Source organism: Sphaerotilus sp. (assembly GCF_034519685.1).
Lineage (GTDB): Bacteria > Pseudomonadota > Gammaproteobacteria > Burkholderiales > Burkholderiaceae_C > Sphaerotilus.
Window position 1 is genome coordinate 1083968 of sequence record NZ_JAXHOF010000006.1, and the last position, 15420, is coordinate 1099387.

The 15420-nt window shown below is 71.4% G+C and carries 19 protein-coding genes; 3 read left to right on the forward strand and 16 right to left on the reverse strand.

Annotated elements, in window-relative coordinates:
* Positions 1-2: 2 nt before the first annotated feature.
* Genes U5O44_RS16085 through U5O44_RS16135 form a run of 11 tightly spaced genes read right to left on the reverse strand, consistent with a single transcriptional unit; the run spans position 3 to position 9660 of the window.
* Positions 3-1214, reverse strand: coding sequence for an MFS transporter (locus tag U5O44_RS16085; protein ID WP_322589427.1), 1212 nt, complete (start codon positions 1212-1214; stop codon positions 3-5).
* 19 nt (positions 1215-1233) lie between these two features.
* Complete coding sequence (locus U5O44_RS16090; protein WP_322589428.1) at positions 1234-1956, reverse strand: urease accessory protein UreF; 723 nt, start codon at positions 1954-1956, stop codon at positions 1234-1236.
* A complete protein-coding gene (ureE, locus tag U5O44_RS16095; RefSeq protein WP_322589429.1) occupies positions 1956-2585 on the reverse strand; it encodes an urease accessory protein UreE in 630 nt (209 codons plus the stop codon). The genes U5O44_RS16090 and ureE overlap by 1 nt, the downstream gene beginning before the upstream one ends.
* A 5-nt stretch (positions 2586-2590) precedes the next feature.
* On the reverse strand, positions 2591-3538 hold the full coding sequence (locus U5O44_RS16100; RefSeq protein WP_322589430.1) for an acyltransferase domain-containing protein: 948 nt from the start codon (positions 3536-3538) through the stop codon (positions 2591-2593).
* Entirely contained in the window at positions 3535-4452 is a 918-nt protein-coding gene (gene mdcB / locus U5O44_RS16105) for a triphosphoribosyl-dephospho-CoA synthase MdcB (protein WP_322589431.1), read from the reverse strand. The genes U5O44_RS16100 and mdcB overlap by 4 nt, the downstream gene beginning before the upstream one ends.
* Positions 4434-5108 carry a malonate decarboxylase holo-[acyl-carrier-protein] synthase gene (gene mdcG / locus U5O44_RS16110; RefSeq protein WP_322589432.1) on the reverse strand — a complete coding sequence of 225 codons (675 nt, stop codon included), beginning with the start codon at positions 5106-5108 and terminating at the stop codon, positions 4434-4436. The genes mdcB and mdcG overlap by 19 nt, the downstream gene beginning before the upstream one ends.
* A gap of 2 nt (positions 5109-5110) precedes the next feature.
* Complete coding sequence (locus U5O44_RS16115; protein ID WP_322589433.1) at positions 5111-5812, reverse strand: biotin-independent malonate decarboxylase subunit gamma; 702 nt, start codon at positions 5810-5812, stop codon at positions 5111-5113.
* A gap of 39 nt (positions 5813-5851) precedes the next feature.
* Positions 5852-6628, reverse strand: a complete 777-nt coding sequence (locus U5O44_RS16120) for a biotin-independent malonate decarboxylase subunit beta (RefSeq protein WP_322589434.1) — start codon at positions 6626-6628, stop codon at positions 5852-5854.
* Positions 6625-6951 carry a malonate decarboxylase acyl carrier protein gene (mdcC, locus tag U5O44_RS16125; RefSeq protein ID WP_322589435.1) on the reverse strand — a complete coding sequence of 109 codons (327 nt, stop codon included), beginning with the start codon at positions 6949-6951 and terminating at the stop codon, positions 6625-6627. The genes U5O44_RS16120 and mdcC overlap by 4 nt, the downstream gene beginning before the upstream one ends.
* Positions 6952-6967: 16 nt before the next feature.
* Positions 6968-8635 (reverse strand): malonate decarboxylase subunit alpha, encoded by a 1668-nt coding sequence (gene mdcA / locus U5O44_RS16130; protein WP_322589436.1) that lies wholly within the window; start codon positions 8633-8635, stop codon positions 6968-6970.
* An 8-nt stretch (positions 8636-8643) separates the two neighbouring features.
* Positions 8644-9660 carry a Bug family tripartite tricarboxylate transporter substrate binding protein gene (locus tag U5O44_RS16135; RefSeq protein WP_322589437.1) on the reverse strand — a complete coding sequence of 339 codons (1017 nt, stop codon included), beginning with the start codon at positions 9658-9660 and terminating at the stop codon, positions 8644-8646.
* 124 nt (positions 9661-9784) lie between these two features.
* On the opposite strand from U5O44_RS16135, the gene U5O44_RS16140 reads away from it, so the two are divergent.
* The 3 genes from U5O44_RS16140 (at position 9785) to U5O44_RS16150 (ending at position 11765) form a co-directional block, all read left to right on the forward strand.
* Complete coding sequence (locus U5O44_RS16140; protein WP_322589438.1) at positions 9785-10438, forward strand: GntR family transcriptional regulator; 654 nt, start codon at positions 9785-9787, stop codon at positions 10436-10438.
* Between the two features lie 26 nt (positions 10439-10464).
* The gene (locus U5O44_RS16145) at positions 10465-11145 is read left to right on the forward strand and encodes an alpha/beta hydrolase (protein ID WP_322589439.1); all 681 of its coding nucleotides are present in this window, start codon (positions 10465-10467) and stop codon (positions 11143-11145) included.
* Positions 11146-11246: 101 nt separating this feature from the next.
* Positions 11247-11765: a c-type cytochrome gene (locus U5O44_RS16150; protein ID WP_322589440.1), complete on the forward strand. Its 519-nt coding sequence runs from the start codon at positions 11247-11249 to the stop codon at positions 11763-11765.
* 63 nt (positions 11766-11828) lie between these two features.
* On the opposite strand, the gene U5O44_RS16155 is transcribed toward U5O44_RS16150, so the two are convergent.
* The 5 genes from U5O44_RS16155 to U5O44_RS16175 all read right to left on the reverse strand — a co-directional run bounded on the left by U5O44_RS16155 (position 11829) and on the right by U5O44_RS16175 (position 15401).
* A complete protein-coding gene (locus tag U5O44_RS16155) occupies positions 11829-12218 on the reverse strand; it encodes a c-type cytochrome (RefSeq protein WP_322589441.1) in 390 nt (129 codons plus the stop codon).
* A 171-nt stretch (positions 12219-12389) separates the two neighbouring features.
* On the reverse strand, positions 12390-14129 hold the full coding sequence (gene ureC, locus U5O44_RS16160) for an urease subunit alpha (RefSeq protein WP_322589442.1): 1740 nt from the start codon (positions 14127-14129) through the stop codon (positions 12390-12392).
* A gap of 2 nt (positions 14130-14131) precedes the next feature.
* Positions 14132-14437, reverse strand: a complete 306-nt coding sequence (locus U5O44_RS16165; protein ID WP_322589443.1) for an urease subunit beta — start codon at positions 14435-14437, stop codon at positions 14132-14134.
* Between the two features lie 42 nt (positions 14438-14479).
* Positions 14480-15064, reverse strand: coding sequence for a HupE/UreJ family protein (locus tag U5O44_RS16170; RefSeq protein WP_322589444.1), 585 nt, complete (start codon positions 15062-15064; stop codon positions 14480-14482).
* A 34-nt stretch (positions 15065-15098) separates the two neighbouring features.
* The gene (locus U5O44_RS16175) at positions 15099-15401 is read right to left on the reverse strand and encodes an urease subunit gamma (RefSeq protein WP_322589445.1); all 303 of its coding nucleotides are present in this window, start codon (positions 15399-15401) and stop codon (positions 15099-15101) included.
* Positions 15402-15420: the final 19 nt, after the last annotated feature.

Consider the following 15420-nt stretch of genomic DNA (forward strand, 5'->3'; position numbering starts at 1 on the left):
GTTCACGGCGGGTCGGCGTGCAGCCGGTCGCGCTGCCACAGGTCCGGGAACCACCGGATCCACAGCCCCGCCACCACCAGCACGCCCACCCCGCCGAGCAGCACCGAGCCCACCGGCCCGAGCAGCGCGGCGGTGGCGCCAGACTCGAACTCGCCGAGCTGGTTGCTCGCGCCGATGAAGATCGCGTTCACGGCGCTGACCCGGCCGCGCATGGCGTCGGGCGTGCCGAGCTGCACCAGCGTCTGGCGGATCACGACGCTGACCATGTCGGCGCCCCCCGAGGCCAGCAGCGCCAGCAGCGACAGCCAGAACGTGGTGGACAGCGCGAACACCAGCAGGCACAGGCCGAACACCGCGACCGCGCCGATCAGCGTGCGCCCGACATGCCGCTCCAGCGGCCGGCGCGCCAGCCAGACCGAGACCAGCAGCGCCCCGGCCGCCGGGGCTGCCCGCAGCAGGCCCAGCCCCCACGGCCCCGTGTGCAGGATGTCCTTGGCGAACATCGGCAGCAGGGCCGTCGCCCCGCCGAGCAACACGGCGAACAGGTCCAGCGACATCGCACCCAGCATCACCGGCTGCCCGCGCAGGAAATGCACACCCGCCAGCACGCTGCGCCAGCTCGCCGGCTCGCGCGGGTTCGGCGGAGACTCATAGCGGATGCCCAGGGCCAGGCCGCACGCCAGCAGCAGGAAGCCCGTGCCGACCGCGTAGACCACGTCCGCGCCCGCCACGTAGAGGAAGCCGCCCAGCGCCGGCCCGCCAATGATCGCCACCTGCATGCCGCTGGAGCCGAATGCCACCGCCTGTCCGAGCAGGGCAGGTGGCACCAGCAGCGCCGGCAAGGCTTGGCTGGCCGGCATCTGAAAGGCCTTGGCCACGCCGAGCACGATCGACACGCAGAGGATCAGCTCCCGCGTCATCCAGCCGCCGTGCGTGGCCAGCGTCAGCGCGAGTGCCACGCACGCCTGCAGCAGCGTGGCGGCCATCATGATCCGGCCGCGGTGGAGACGGTCGGCGACATGACCGGCCGGCAGCGTCAGCAGCAGCGCTGGCAGGAACTGCGCCAGCCCTACCAGCCCCAAGTCCCAGGCGCTGCCGGTCAGGTCGTACATCTGCCAGCCCAGCGCCACCATGAGCATCTGCGCGGCGAGCTGCGCGCTCAGCCGGGTACACCAGAAGAAGACGTAGGCGCGGTGGCCGAGCAGGGCGGTCATGCCGGGTCGTGGCGACCGCTCACGAGCGGAACAGCCGCGAGTACTGCGCCTCGTGCTGCGCCGACAGGATGGCCAGCATCGGCGTGTGCGCCTGCCGGGCGCTGTCGGGCAGCGTCATCGCGTGTTCGACCTCGGCGGGGATGGCCTCGACCAGCGCGGCGAGGATGCGCTGGCCGGCGCTCTGGCCGAGCGGGACGGCCTTGAGCGCAGCCTGCACCATGTTCTCGGCCCAGCCGAACGCATGCGCCAGCAACGCCTCGCGCAATGGGGCGCCTGTGCGTTCCACCGCCAGCGCAAACGCCACCGGCCAGCTCGGTGCCGGTGTCAGCGCCGCCAGCACCGACACGCGCTCGTCGGGGAAGGCGTCCTCGGCATCCTGCGTCTTCAGCCAGGCGTACAGCGAGCGGCCCATCTGCTCGGTCTGCTGGCGGAACTCGCTGCTCTCGCGGGTCAGGCGCACCCAGTCGTTGAGTTCGGCGATGCGGGCGCTGTCCCGCTGGCGCCAGGCGGCGTGCGCCCGGGCGACGACGGCCAGGTCGGCACGCGCCAGCGCCAGGTGGAGCTGGTCGACCAGCCAGGTGGCGGCCGAGGCTTCGTCGGACACGAGGCCTGCGTCGATCGCCGCTTCCAGCCCCTCGGAATAGCTGAACCCGCCCACCGGCAGCGCGGGCGACGCCAGCCACATCAGTTGCAGCAGCGCCGACGGGGCCAGCGTCGGCGGCTTCGCGCGGACCCGCGGCATCAGTGGTCGTGGCCGCAGCCGGGGCCGTGGACGTGCGGGTGGGCGTGATCGTGGGCGGGCGCGGCGGCGCGGACGGGGATGTTCAGCGGCTTGCCGCGTGCCGGCGCGGCGGCCGGGGCGGGGTCGTGCGCTTCATGCGCGTGGTCGTGACCACCGTGGCCATGGCTGTGACCGCCCGCGGCATAGGCTCCGCCTTCAGGCTCGAACGCCGCCTGCTCCTCGGTGACGATCAGGTGCATCTGACGCAGCATGTCGGCCAGCACATGGTCGGGCTCGAACTTCAGGTGGTCCGGCTGCAGTTCGAGCTGCACATGCCGGTTGCCCAGGTGGTAGGCGGCGCGCACGAGGTCGAACGGCGTGCCATGTTCGCTGCACGGCCGCACGACCAGCACCGACTGCGGCGCCGCGAGCACGCGCACCATCGAGCCGTCCTCGGCGATCAGCACGTCGCCGCCACGCACCAGCGTGCCGCGTGGCAGGAAGACGCCGAGGTGGCGCCCGCTGCTGTCGGTTGCGTCGAAGCGGCTTTTCTGGCGCACGTCCCAGTCGAGTTCGACGGACGGGGCGCGCTTGAGGAGGACCTGGGCCAGACCCTGGCCGCCGGGGAGGAGTTTGTTGACGGTGAGCATGGCGCCTATTGTGCGGCGGCGCGGGCGATCTGGTGGCGCACCCAGTCGATCACGGCCGCCGGGTGGCTGAACTCGTCGGCCGAGCGCGCGGCGATGGCCGGGAAGCGCGCGTTCCACATCTTCGACAGCGTCGTGCCCGGGCCGAGTTCCAGCACGCACGACACGCCGCGTTCGGCCACCGCCTCCATGCAGCGGTCCCACGGCACCGTCTGCGCCACCTGCCGGGCGAAGGCGTCGCGCAGCGCGGCCGGTCGGCGCACGGCTTCGCCCGTGGCGTTGCAGACCAGCGCGGTGCGGGGCAGGGAGAAGGTGCGCGCCTCGACCACGGCGGCGAGCGCCAGCACCGCCTCGGCCAGCATCGGCGTGTGCGAGGCGATCTGCACGCCGAGCCGGGTGCAGGAGACGCCGTCCGCGACGAGTTCATGCTCGGCCGCCGCCAGCGCAGTCGCCGGGCCGCCGACGACGTGGCGCTGCGGCCCGAGCCGGATGGCGATGGTGAGGCCGTGGCGCTGCAGCACCGGCGCCAGCGCGTCCGCCGCCAGCTCCCGCACGGCGAGCAGGCCGCCAGCCGGGTGCTGCGCGGCGGCGGCGTCCATCGCCTGCGCGCGGGCCAGCGCGAGGTCCATCGCCGTGTCGGCGTCGAACACGCCGGCGATGCTGAACGCGGCGACCTCGCCGACGCTGTAGCCGGCGACCGCCGCCGGGGCCGGCAGGTCCGCCCGCAGCCGCGCCCACAGCGCCAGCGCCAGACCCGTGATCAGCGGCTGGGCCACGGCGTTGCGTGTCGCCCAGCGGGGGTCGTTCAGCCGGGTGCGCCAGTCGGTGCCCAGCGCGGCGGCGAGACGGTCCAATGTCGGATCCGTCGTCGTGTGCAGCCGTTCGTGTGTCAACAGCCACGGCAGCATCACGGCATGCTGTGTGCCTTGACCTGGGATGAGGAGTCCCAGGCTCATGCGCTGGCGTGGGTGCCCGCGTTCGCGGGCATGACGGCCAGGGGGCTGATACGCAGCACCCAGAGCGCCGCCGCCAGCACATCGGCCGACCCGCCGGGCGACAGGCGCCGGGCGACGAAGTGGCGGTGGATCGCCTCGGCCCGCGCGACCGCGTCGGGTTGCCGCACCCCGCCGTCGGCGAGGTAATCCCGCGCCAGCCGCTGCGCGTCGCGCAGGCCGGTGAGGCCGCCGCGGTGGGCGAGGTTGGTGTCGTCGAGCGTGGCCACGGTGTGGAAGAAGGTCTGCAGCCGCGCCTCGCGGGGTGACAGGCCGGCGGCGCGGGCGGCTTGCAGCGCTGGCACCGCCACCTCGAACAGCACCGGCAGTCCGCGTGCCGCCTCTTCGCCCGCGCTGCGCAGGCCGAAGCGCTGCGCCACGCGCTGGCCGTTCGAGGCGCCCGTGTGGCCGCAGCGGCTGCGCAGCGCCTCGCCCCAACCGTCGCGCAGCGCGGCGCGCAGGCGGGCGGGTGTCGGGGTGGTGCCCTCGGCGTGCAGGCGACCCGCAGCGGCGCACAGCAACCCCAGGCTGAAGATCGCCCCGCGGTGGGTGTTGACGCCGCCGGTGGCGTGCAGCATCCGCGCTTCGGCGGCGAGGCCGAGCCGCTCCAGCGTGGCGAACGGGGCGTGCTGCGCGCCGGCTTCGGCGATGCGCACGAAGTAGTGGCGCAGCGCGAACAGGCTGCGCAGGAATGTGCCGGCGTCCATGTCGGCGTGGCTGCCGGTGTCGATGAACGAGACCAGCCCGGGCTTGGGGTAGAGCGCGAGTTCGTCGTAGAGCGCGACGGTGGCGGCGCGGCCGATGGCCTGCAGCCGCGCCTTGTCGTGTGCAGCCACGGCAGCCACGGCGGGCGCCGGACTCAACTGCTGGTCAGCCATGACGCCCCCCGCTCCAGCCGGACGCCGGTCCGGTGCTTGACGAGGACCGCGTCGGCCCGGCCCTTGCGCCACAGCCGCCATTCGCGCCACGCCACGGCCGCGCCGTCCGGCAGGCCGATCTCGCCGTCCAGCCGCGGGCCGCGCCAGTCGGCGGTGTCGAGCAGCGCCGTGGTGGCGTCCGCCTGCGCCGCGTCCTGCACCGGCAGCCACAGGTCGAGGTCCGAGCCGTCGCGCAGGTAGGCGAGCCCGGTGATCGCCTGCCAGCCGTGGCCGCCGTAGACCTGCGGCAGCACGCCCCGCGCGGTCAGCCGGTCGGCCAGCGCGGTCCAGGCCGCACGCACGGGCGCGGACAGCAGCGGCGTGATCGCGTCGGGCGTCGGGAAGCCGTGCGGACTGCGCAGCGCGTCCGCCGGGACCGACAGCGCGAGCCGCAGCCGCCCCCAGCACGTCGGCGCGGGCAGCCCGAGGGCGACCCGCCCGCCGTCGCCCACACGCTGCCGGGTGACCACCAGCGGCAGGTCGTGCGCCGCCCAATGCGCGAGCGCTGCCTGCGCCAGCGGTTCACGGTTTCCGGACTGAGCACCCGCCCAGCCTCCGGGTGTCAGGCGCACGAGCTGGTGGCGCTGCAGGTGCTGCAGCCCTGGCGGATCCGACACCATCACGCCGCGTTCAGCACCCGCTCGATCACCGACGCCGCGAGCCGCCGCCCGCCGCGCGCCGCGCCGTCCACCGCCCGCGTGTCCGTGACCGGCGTGTCCGCCAGCGCCGCGCGCAGGCAAGCCGCCAGATCGTCTCGCCACAGCGCCCGCACGCCGCCCATCGCCACGTAGTTCTCCACCCCCGGCGCGAACACCGGGTTGTCCGCCGACAGCGCGGCCAGCATCGCCTCCGGCAGCTTTGTCACCCGCGCCATCGCCGGCAGGCGCATCACGCGGATCTCCGCCTCCGGCAGCGCGAAGCAGCCGTCCGCGATCAGCCCCGAGGTCAGGAAGCCGCCCGACAGCGCCTGGTCGTAGACGAGGCCGAGCACGCGGTGGCCCTGCCGGCGCGCCAGGTCGAGGCAGCAGCCCAGGTGCGCCATCGCGCGGTTGATGCCCATCCACTCGTCGCGGCGGCGCAGTTGCTGGCCCTGCGTGTCCACCAGCAGCAGGATCGGCCGCCCCGGGTGGTCGCGCAGCGTGTCGAGCACCCCGCGTGCCTGCGCCAGCGCGAGCCTCACGCCGATCGGGGCGTGGTTCGTCGTGCCGAGGACCGTGAGGGTCTGGCCGTCGAACTCGGCGTTGCCGTGCAGGAAATCGCCGTCGGCGACGAGGTGGTGCGCATCGCCGAACAGGCGGTGGGCGAGGGTGGGCCAGTCCATCGGGAGGCTTTCGGGTGACAGGAGACAGGAGACAGGTGTTCAGGGGTGGGCCGGCGTGGTCGCCAGCCGGTGGGCGAGCAGCGCGTGCTCGGCTTCGAGCGAATCCAGCGTCAGCGGCGCCGAGGCCGTCAGTGCGTCGATCGCCGCCGCGCGGAAGGCGGCCACGTCGTCGTCCACCAGCCGGTCGCAGTCACCGCTCTCGACGCGGTGGCGCCCGCCGGTCGTGCGCCAGACCAGCGCGCGGTCGCGCGAGTCGAACTCGTCCACGCCGTGCGAGGCCTCGATCACCTCCGGCCCGGACATCGCCAGCCGCCCCGTCTCGCTGATGACGAGGTGGTCCGCGCAGCGCGCCACCAGCCCCATGCCACCGAAGCAGCCGTTGGCGCCACCGATCAGCACGATCACCGGGATGCCCGCCGCCCGCACGTCCAGCACTGCGCGCATCACCTCCGACACCGCGATCAGCCCCGCATTCGCCTCGTGCAGCCGCACGCCGCCCGACTCCGCCAGCAGCACCACGCCTGCCGGCCGCTCGCGCAGCGCCCGCCGCAGCCAGCCGACCAGCTTGGCGCCATGCACCTCGCCGACGCCGCCGCCCATGAAACCGCCTTCCTGCGCCGCGACGAAGACCGGGTGGCCGTCCAGCCGCGCGCGGCCGATCACCACGCCGTCGTCGAAGGACGAAGGCACGCCGAGCTGTGCGAGGTGCGGGCTGGTGAGCCGCTCGGACGGGGGCAGCCATTCGTGGAAGCTGTCGGTGTCGCACAGCCGCGCCAGGCGCTCGCGGGCGGTGCATTCGGCGTAGCTGATGTTCATGCCGACACCTTCAGCCCGGCGACCGCCTGCTCCAGCCGCAGGCTCACCACCGCTGGCGTCGCGCCCATGTCATGGACCGAGACGGCCACGCCCGCCAGTTGGTGGCGCTCATGGAAATCGCGCACCACGGCGGCCCAGATCGGCTCGAAGCCCCGCGCCGAGGTCTCGACGCCGACGCTGCAGCGGTCATGCGAGGCGGGTTCGACCATCACCTCCAGATTGCCCGAGCCGACCACGCCGACCAGCACCGGCGCGAACGCGGCGGGGCGGCGGTGGCCGTCGAATTCGAACTGCATCGACTCGATGCTGGCGGAATTTGTCATCTCGTCACCGTCGTCATCACCAGTTCCTGAAGCGCACCGGCGGCTGGTACAGCCCGCCCGACGCCCGCACCAGATCGCGCATCGACCGCGCCGCCAGCAGGTTGCGTGTCGCGTCGCGCGGGTCGATGCCCAGGTCCGCCGGCCGCCGGATCACGCCGCGGTCGCGCAGGTTCTCCACCATGCGCCGGTCGCGCGCCAGCCCGACCGACGTGTAGCCCGCCACGCCCCGGATCGCCTGCTCGCGCTCCTCGTCGGTGCGGCACAGCAGCAGGTTGGCGATGCCTTCCTCGGTCAGCACATGCGTCACGTCGTCGCCGTAGACCATGATCGGCGGCAGGGCCATGTCCGCCTGCTCGGCCAAGGTCCAGGCGTCCAGCCGCTCGACAAAGGCGGGCTGCATGTGTTCGCGGAAGGTCTCGACCATCTGCACCACCAGCTTCTGGCCACGCGGCGTGCCACGGGCGCCGGTCAAACCTTCGCGGGCTTGGGCGCCGGCCTTGAGCCACGCGGGGCTGGCGTGGCGCCGTCCGCGTGCGTCAGATCCCATGTTCGGCGCGCCGCCGAAGCCGGTGATGCGGCCGAGTGTCGCGGTGGAGCTGTTGCCGGCGAGGTCCATCTGCAGCGTCGAGCCGATGAACAGGTCGCAGGCGTAGTGACCGGCCGCCTGCGAAAACGCCCGGTTGCTGCGCAGCGAGCCGTCCGGGCCGGTGAAGAACACGTCGGAGCGGGCGCGGATGTAGTCCTCCATGCCCAGTTCCGAGCCGAAGGAGTGGACCGACTGCACCCAGCCCGCCTCGATCGCCGGGATCAGCGCCGGGTGCGGGTTCAGCGCCCAGTGCTGGCAGACCTTGCCCTGCAACCCGAGCGACTCGCCATAGGTCGGCAGCAGCAGCTCGATCGCCGCCGTGTCGAAGCCGATGCCGTGGTTCAGCCGCTGCACGCCGTACTCGGCGTAGATGCCCTTGATGGCCATCATCGCCATCAGCACCTGGATCTCGCTGATCTGCGCCGGGTCGCGGGTGAACAGCGGCTCGATCACGTTGGGCCGAGGCGCCTGCACGACGAAGTCCACCCAGCCGGCGGGAACGTCCACACGCGGCACCCGGTCCACGACCTCGTTCACCTGCGCGATGACGAGGCCGCCGCTGAAGGCGGTCGCCTCGACGATGGCGGGCGTGTCTTCGGTGTTCGGGCCGGTGTAGAGGTTGCCGTCGGCGTCGGCGCTGTGCGCGGCGATCAGCGACACACGCGGCGTCAGATCGACGAAGTAGCGCGCGAACAGCTCCAGATAGGTGTGGATGGCGCCGATGCGGATCTGCCCCTGCGACACCAGCGCGGCCAGCCGCCCGCCCTGCGGCCCGGAGAACGAGAAGTCGAGCTTCGACGCGATGCCGAGGTCGAACACGTCCAGGTGCTCGGGCAGCGCGAGCACCGACTGCACCATGTGCAGGTCGTGTACGCGCTCGGGATCGACCTGCACCAGCGCCTTGGCCAGAAAGTCGGCCTGCTTCTGGTTGTTGCCCTCCAGGCAGACGCGGTCGCCCGACTCGATCACGGCGTGCAGCAGATCGACGACCGCGCCCGTCTCGACCCGCTTGCCGCGCAGGTGGGTGCCCAGGGTGTCGGCGGCGCGGGCGAGCCGGGCCTGCCGGTTCAGCGCGCGGTGGTTCCAGGTGCGGTCCATCGCCGAGTTCACTCCAGCTTGATGTTGCCGGCCTTGACGACGTCGGCCCAGCGCTTGGTCTCGGCCGCCACGAAGTCACCGAATTCCTTGCCGGCCATCGTCGGCGTCTCCGAGCCGATGCTGTTCCAGGTGGTCTTCAGCTCCGGGCTGCCCAGCGCGGTCTTCAGCTCGGCGGACATCTTGTCCACGACATCCTTGGGCGTGCCCTTGGGCGCCCACAGGCCGTACCACGTCGCCACCTTGTAGGTCGGCACGCCCGCTTCCGCCGCGGTCGGGATGTCCGGGAAGCCGGGTGCGCGCTTGTCGCCCGCCACTGCGATGGCGCGCAGCCGGCCGCTCTTGATGTGGGTCGCCGATGAACCGAGGCCGTCGAACATCATGTCGATCTGGCCGCCCATCAGGTCCTGCAGCGCGGGGCCGGCGCCGCGGTAGGGGATGTGGGTGATGAAGGTCTTGGTCTGCATCTTGAACAGCTCGCCGGCCAGGTGGTGCGACGAGCCGTTGCCGGCGGAGCCGTAGGTGAGCTGGCCGGGCTTGGAGCGGATGAAGGCGAGCAGCTCGTTCAGGTTCTTGGCAGGCACCTTCTGCGGGTTCACGACGATGACCTGCGGCACGCTGGAGACCAGCGCGACCGGGATGAAGTCGTTGAGCAGGTTGTAGTCGAGCTTGGGGTAGACGGCCGGCGCGATGGCGTGGTGGACGGCGCCCATGAACCAGGTGTAGCCGTCCGGTGCGGCCTTGGCCGCGACCCCGGCGCCGAGGTTGCCGCCGGCGCCGCCCTTGTTGTCGATGACGAGCTGCTGGCCGAGCTGTTTCGACAGCACCGCCGAGAGCGGGCGGGCGAAGGCGTCGGTGCCACCGCCGGCCGGGAAGGGCACGACCAGCGTCATCGGCTTGGTCGGCCAGGCGGTCTGCGCGGCCGCCGGCAGGCCGACGGCCAGCGTGCCCAGCAGGCCGAGGCCGGTCAGGCCCAGGGCGTGGCGACGGTTCAGGGGCAAAAACGAAGGCGAAGGCGTCTGGGTCATCGGTTGTCTCCGGAAAAGTTCTTTTCAACCATCAATGTATACATTGAACATTGAAATGGATGCAAATTCAATCCTGAGGGATACCCTTGGTGCCGCGCCGACCAAGCCTGAGACAATTCCGGCCATGAAGATCTCCGAGCGCCTGTGTGAAACCATCGAAGAGCTGATCGCCACCGGCGAGCTGGCGCCGGGCAGCGCGCTGGACGAGGCGATGCTGGTCGAGCGCTACGGGGTGTCGCGCACCCCCGTGCGGGAGGCGCTGATCCAGCTGGCCACGGAGGGGCTGGTGGAGCTGCGGCCACGGCGCGGCGCGGTGGTGGCGCAGGCCACGCCGCAGCGGCTGGTCGAGATGTTCGAGGTGATGGCGGAGCTGGAGGCGATGTGCGCGCGGCTGGCGGCGCGGCGGCTGCATGACGCGGACCTGGGCGCGCTGGAGGCGGCCCTGGTGCGCTGCGAGGCGGCCGCGGCCCAGCGCGATCCGGACGCCTACTTCTACGCCAACGAGGACTTCCACCGCGCGCTCTACGCTGCGTCGCACAACGACTTCCTGGTCGAGCAGACGCTGGCATTGCAGCGCAAGCTGCGCCCGTACCGGCGACTGCAACTGCGCGTGCGGCACCGGATGCAGCATTCGCTGGCCGAACACGCCGAGATCCTCGCCGCCTTGCGCGCGGGAGACGCGGACCAGGCAATGGCGGCGACGCAGCGCCACGTCGTCGTGCAGGGCGAGCGCTTCGCCGACCTGCTGGCGAGCCTGCAGCTGCTGACGGCGGCATAGCACGGTGCGGCGCTATGCTGACCACCATGGCACTCGACATCCTTGACACCCTCGAACTCCAGTCCGGCGACCACCCCGTCGCCAGCCTCCTCGTCCTGCACGGCCTCGGCGCCGACGGCAACGACTTCGTGCCCATCGCGCGCGAACTCGACCTGTCGGCGGTCGGCCCGGTGCGCTTCGTGTTCCCGCACGCGCCGATCCGGCCGGTCACCCTCAACGGCGGCATGAAGATGCGCGCCTGGTACGACCTCTACACACCGGAGCTGGTGCGCCGAGAGGACGAAGCCGGTCTGCGCGCCTCGATCGCCGATGTGCAGGCATTGCTCGACCGCGAGGCCGCGCGTGGCATCCCGCCGGAGCGCACGGTGCTGATGGGCTTCTCGCAGGGCTGCGCGATGGCGCTGCTGGCCGGTCTGCGCGCACCGCAGCGGCTGGCGGGCATCGCGGGTCTGTCCGGCTACCTGCCGCTGGCGGCCACCACCGCTGCCGAGCGCAGCGCCGCCAACCGGGACGTGCCGGTCTTCCTGGCGCACGGCCGCCACGACCCGGTCGTGGTGCCGGCGCGCGGCGAGGCGTCCCGCGACGCGCTGCTGGCGCTGGGGTATGACGTCGCATGGCACGACTACCCGATGGACCATTCGGTCTGCATGGAAGAGATCGAAGACCTCAACGTCTGGCTGCTGAAGGTGCTGGGCGCGCCCATCTGATCCAGGGCAAGGCTCGGTCATCCGCGCTGCACCCGCCGCGGGGCGGGGCGCCCATACTCGACACCGTACCCACCTGACCCGGGTGCACGGAGGTGTTGACCATGGCGAAGATCTCGAAGGCCCCGAAGACCCGGCTGAAGCGGCCCTTGGCCCTGTTGGCGGCCGCGACGGCAAGCGCTGCATTGCTGCTGGGTGGCTGCAGCGTCGAGTGGATGAACCTGCAGCCCGCCCGCGAGGTGGCCGAGCAGGCCAGACCGCCCGGCGCGGTCTACACCGGCTGGCGCGTCTACCAGGACAAGTGCGCCGCCTGCCACGGCGCGGAGCCGCTCGGCACCCCGCGCGCGCCGAACCTGGTCCTGCGGCTGCAGGATCTCGGGCCGCAGCGCTTCGCCAGCCTCGTGCTCACGCGCTACGACTTCAGCCTGCCGGGGATGCCGCCACGCAGCGATGCGCCGATTCCCGACGCGCTGATCGAGGCCGTCGTGGCCCGCAAGGCCGGCGACATCGCCATGCCGGCGTGGCAGGGCGAGCCGCGGGTCAACGCCCATGTCATGGATCTGTACGCCTACCTCTCGGCTCGCGCCCAAGGCACACAGGGCCCCGGTCGCCCGGCTCCCTGACGACCCTCCCACCCCGTCATCCTCGCGAACGCGAGGATCCACCCCTCTGGTCTGCCGGTTGCTTCAGGGCACCAGCACCAGCAGCCAGTTCACCAGCATCCGCGCATCGGCTTCGCTGATGGCGTTGGTGTTGGGGGGCATCGCCGTGGCGCCGGTCTTGCCGGTCCAGTGGCGGGCTTTCGGATTGGAGCCGGTCATCACGGTCTGGGTCAGCCGGTCCGAGGCGGTGGGGTCGTCGCGGTACTTCAGCGCGATCTCGCGCCAGGCCGGTGCGATCGGCGGCAGCCCATCGGCGCGCTTGGCGGCGGGCAGCACGCTGTGGCAGGCCATGCAGCCGCTGTCGGTGGCGAGCTTGAGCAGGGCCGCGTCGTTTTCAGCCGGGGTGGCGTGGACAGCGGCGGCGCCGGTGGCCAAGAGCAGCGACAGCAGGGCAAAGCGGGGCAGAGCGGGCATGGCAGAACACTTTCTTGAAGCGGAAGAACCGTTCGCAGCGTAGAGGGCCGACGTCCTCGCGGCTTGAGCAATATCAGGTTCGAGTGGAATGACCGCCCGTTGGGCCGTTCAGCACCACTGCCGCATCGCCAGACGGCCAGTGCGCCGATGAACTCGCTCGCGCAGGCTCCTTCAGAACAAGAAATACCGCTGCGCCATCGGCAAACTCGTCGCTGGCTCGCAGGTCAGCAACTGCCCGTCCGCCCGCACCGTGTAGGTCTGCGCGTCAATCTCCATCACCGGCAGGTAGTGGTTGTGCACCATGTCGGCCTTCTTCGCCGTGCGGCAGCCCTTCACCGCCGCCAGCGTCTTGCGCAGTCCATAGGCCGTGCCCACCCCGCCGGCCAGCGCCGACTGGCTGACGAAGCTCAGTGACGTGCGCGTGAGCGCGCCGCCGTAGGAGCCGAACATCGGCCGGTAATGCACCGGCTGCGGCGTCGGGATCGAGGCGTTCGGGTCGCCCATCGCGGCCATCGCGATGAAGCCGCCCTTGAGCACGAGGCTGGGCTTCACGCCGAAGAACGCCGGCTTCCAGAACACCAGATCCGCCCACTTGCCCACCTCGACCGAGCCGACCTCGTGGCTGATGCCGTGGGTGATCGCGGGGTTGATGGTGAGCTTGGCGAGGTAGCGCTTGATGCGGGCGTTGTCGTGGCGGTCCGAGTCGCCGGGCAGCTTGCCGCGCTGCGACTTCATCTTGTGCGCCGTCTGCCAGCAGCGGATCAGCACCTCGCCCACCCGGCCCATCGCCTGCGAGTCGGACGAGAACATGCTGATCGCGCCGAGGTCGTGCAGGATGTCCTCGGCGGCGATCGTCTCGCGGCGGATGCGCGACTCGGCAAACGCCAGGTCTTCGGCCAGCGACGCATCCAGGTGGTGACACACCATGAGCATGTCGAGGTGCTCATCCAGCGTGTTGATCGTGTAGGGCCGCGTCGGGTTGGTGGACGAGGGCAGCACATTGGCCTCGCCGACCACCTTCATGATGTCCGGGGCGTGGCCACCGCCGGCGCCTTCGGTGTGGAAGCTGTGGATGGTGCGGCCCTTGAAGGCGGCGACCGTGTCCTCGACGAAGCCGGATTCGTTGAGCGTGTCGGTGTGGATCGCCACCTGCACGTCGGTCTCCTCGGCCACGCTCAGGCAGTTGTCGATCGCCGCGGGCGTCGTGCCCCAGTCCTCGTGCAGCTTCAGGCCGATGGCGCCGGCGTCGATCTGCTGGCGCAGGGCCTCCGGCCGGCTCGCGTTGCCCTTGCCGAGGAAGCCGATGTTCATCGCGAAGGCGTCGGCCGCCTGCAGCATCCGGGCGATGTTCTCGGGGCCGGGGGTGCAGGTGGTCGCGAACGTGCCCGTCGCCGGACCCGTGCCGCCGCCGAGCATGGTGGTCACGCCCGAGGTCAGCGCCTCCTCGATCTGCTGCGGGCAGATGAAGTGGATGTGGCTGTCGATGGCACCGGCCGTGACGATCAGCCCTTCGGCGGCGATCACCTCGGTGCCGGGGCCGATGACGATGTCCACGCCGGGCTGCACGTCCGGGTTGCCGGCCTTGCCGATGGCGCAGATGCGGTGGCCACGCAGGCCGATGTCGGCCTTGACGATGCCCCAGTGGTCGAGGATCAGCGCATTGGTGATGACGCAGTCCACCGCGTCACCAGGGCCGGGGCCGTTCGGGCGCTGGCTCTGGCCCATGCCATCGCGGATGGTCTTGCCGCCGCCGAACTTGACTTCCTCGCCATAGCCGCCGGCCCGCAAGGTCAAGTCCTGTTCGACTTCGAGGATCAGGTCGGTGTCGGCCAGGCGCAGGCGGTCGCCCACCGTCGGGCCGAACATCTCGGCATAGGCGCGCCGCGGGAAGGTTGCAGAGGACGTGGTCATGTTCAGAGTGCTCCCTGCACGAGGCCGCGGAAGCCCCACACCTGCCGGTCTCCGGCGAAATCGCACAGCTCGACCGTCCGCTGCTGGCCCGGCTCGAAGCGCACCGCCAGCCCGCTGGCGATGTTCAGCCGCATGCCGTGGGCGGCGGTGCGGTCGAAGCGCAGGCCGGCGTTGGTCTCGGCGAAGTGGTAGTGCGAGCCGACCTGGATCGGCCGGTCGCTGGCGTTCTCGACCACGAGGGTCAGCGTGCGCCGGCCGGGGTTGAGGATGTGTTCGCCGTCGTCGGTGAAAAGTTCTCCGGGGATCATCGCGGGGCTCCGTGGGTGTGTCTGGTGCGTGTATCTGATTGATCAGCGCAGCAGCAGCGACGCACCGAACACGACCGAAGCCAGGCCCGCCACCCGTGGCAGCCAGACGCTGCGGCCCCGCAGCCCCAGGCCCAGCGCCAGCCCGGCCGCGTGCAGCAGCGCCGTGGCGAGCACCATGCCGGCCAGTGCCGCACCACCAGCGAGTTCACCGCCGTGCGCTGCTCCATGGAACAGCGCAAAACCGCCCACCAGCCCGGCGCCTGCCCAGGTCGGCAGCGACTGGCGCAGTGCGACCAGCAACCCGAGCACCAGCAGCGAGGCGGCGATCATCGGCTCGATCGCCGGGAACGCCACGTCGGCCGCCGCCATCAGGGCGCCCGCCAGCAGCAGTGAGGCAAAGCTCGCGGGCGCTGTGGCACAGGCCCGCCAGTCTGTGGTCCTGGCGGTCAGTGCGCTCCAGGCGCCGACCGCGACCATGGCCACCAGGTGGTCGATCCCGGTGAACGGGTGCGTGAAGCCGGCCGCAAAGCCGTGGTGATCACCAGCGTCGGCACCGACATGGGCCAAGGCCAGCGAGGGCAGGGCGACAGCAGCGCCTGTTGCAGCAAGACGGATCAGGTGTTTCATGGAAATGCCTTCTTGTGGTGCGTCGAATGCACTGTCATGCAATGGGTTGATGCACGGTCACCAATTTGGTGCCATCGGGGAATGTCGCTTCGACCTGGATCTCGGGAATCATCTCGGCGATGCCCTCCATCACGTCCGCACGGCGCAGGATGGTCTTGCCCTCGCTCATCAGCGCGGCCACGGTCTTGCCATCGCGGGCGCCTTCCATGATGGCGGCGGTGATCAGCGCGATGGCTTCCGGGTAGTTGAGCTTCAGTCCGCGGGCCATGCGGCGTTCGGCCAGCAGCGCGGCGGTGAAGATCAGCAGCTTGTCTTTCTCGCGGGGGGTGAGTTCCATGGCGGGGTGAAGTGGGCTG

What these genes read in the sequence shown, in the direction of transcription:
- mdcA (WP_322589436.1), bottom strand. Translation starts at nt 8,635, where the DNA reads ATGGACCGCACCTGGAACCACCGCGCGCTGAACCGGCAGGCCCGGCTC.
- mdcB (WP_322589431.1), bottom strand. Translation starts at nt 4,452, where the DNA reads ATGGCTGACCAGCAGTTGAGTCCGGCGCCCGCCGTGGCTGCCGTGGCT.
- U5O44_RS16150 (WP_322589440.1), top strand. Translation starts at nt 11,247, where the DNA reads ATGGCGAAGATCTCGAAGGCCCCGAAGACCCGGCTGAAGCGGCCCTTG.
- ureC (WP_322589442.1), bottom strand. Translation starts at nt 14,129, where the DNA reads ATGACCACGTCCTCTGCAACCTTCCCGCGGCGCGCCTATGCCGAGATG.
- U5O44_RS16145 (WP_322589439.1), top strand. Translation starts at nt 10,465, where the DNA reads ATGGCACTCGACATCCTTGACACCCTCGAACTCCAGTCCGGCGACCAC.
- mdcC (WP_322589435.1), bottom strand. Translation starts at nt 6,951, where the DNA reads ATGACAAATTCCGCCAGCATCGAGTCGATGCAGTTCGAATTCGACGGC.
- U5O44_RS16085 (WP_322589427.1), bottom strand. Translation starts at nt 1,214, where the DNA reads ATGACCGCCCTGCTCGGCCACCGCGCCTACGTCTTCTTCTGGTGTACC.
- U5O44_RS16100 (WP_322589430.1), bottom strand. Translation starts at nt 3,538, where the DNA reads ATGAGCCTGGGACTCCTCATCCCAGGTCAAGGCACACAGCATGCCGTG.
- U5O44_RS16115 (WP_322589433.1), bottom strand. Translation starts at nt 5,812, where the DNA reads ATGGACTGGCCCACCCTCGCCCACCGCCTGTTCGGCGATGCGCACCAC.
- U5O44_RS16155 (WP_322589441.1), bottom strand. Translation starts at nt 12,218, where the DNA reads ATGCCCGCTCTGCCCCGCTTTGCCCTGCTGTCGCTGCTCTTGGCCACC.
- U5O44_RS16165 (WP_322589443.1), bottom strand. Translation starts at nt 14,437, where the DNA reads ATGATCCCCGGAGAACTTTTCACCGACGACGGCGAACACATCCTCAAC.
- U5O44_RS16135 (WP_322589437.1), bottom strand. Translation starts at nt 9,660, where the DNA reads ATGACCCAGACGCCTTCGCCTTCGTTTTTGCCCCTGAACCGTCGCCAC.
- U5O44_RS16090 (WP_322589428.1), bottom strand. Translation starts at nt 1,956, where the DNA reads ATGCCGCGGGTCCGCGCGAAGCCGCCGACGCTGGCCCCGTCGGCGCTG.
- ureE (WP_322589429.1), bottom strand. Translation starts at nt 2,585, where the DNA reads ATGCTCACCGTCAACAAACTCCTCCCCGGCGGCCAGGGTCTGGCCCAG.
- U5O44_RS16175 (WP_322589445.1), bottom strand. Translation starts at nt 15,401, where the DNA reads ATGGAACTCACCCCCCGCGAGAAAGACAAGCTGCTGATCTTCACCGCC.
- U5O44_RS16170 (WP_322589444.1), bottom strand. Translation starts at nt 15,064, where the DNA reads ATGAAACACCTGATCCGTCTTGCTGCAACAGGCGCTGCTGTCGCCCTG.
- U5O44_RS16140 (WP_322589438.1), top strand. Translation starts at nt 9,785, where the DNA reads ATGAAGATCTCCGAGCGCCTGTGTGAAACCATCGAAGAGCTGATCGCC.
- U5O44_RS16120 (WP_322589434.1), bottom strand. Translation starts at nt 6,628, where the DNA reads ATGAACATCAGCTACGCCGAATGCACCGCCCGCGAGCGCCTGGCGCGG.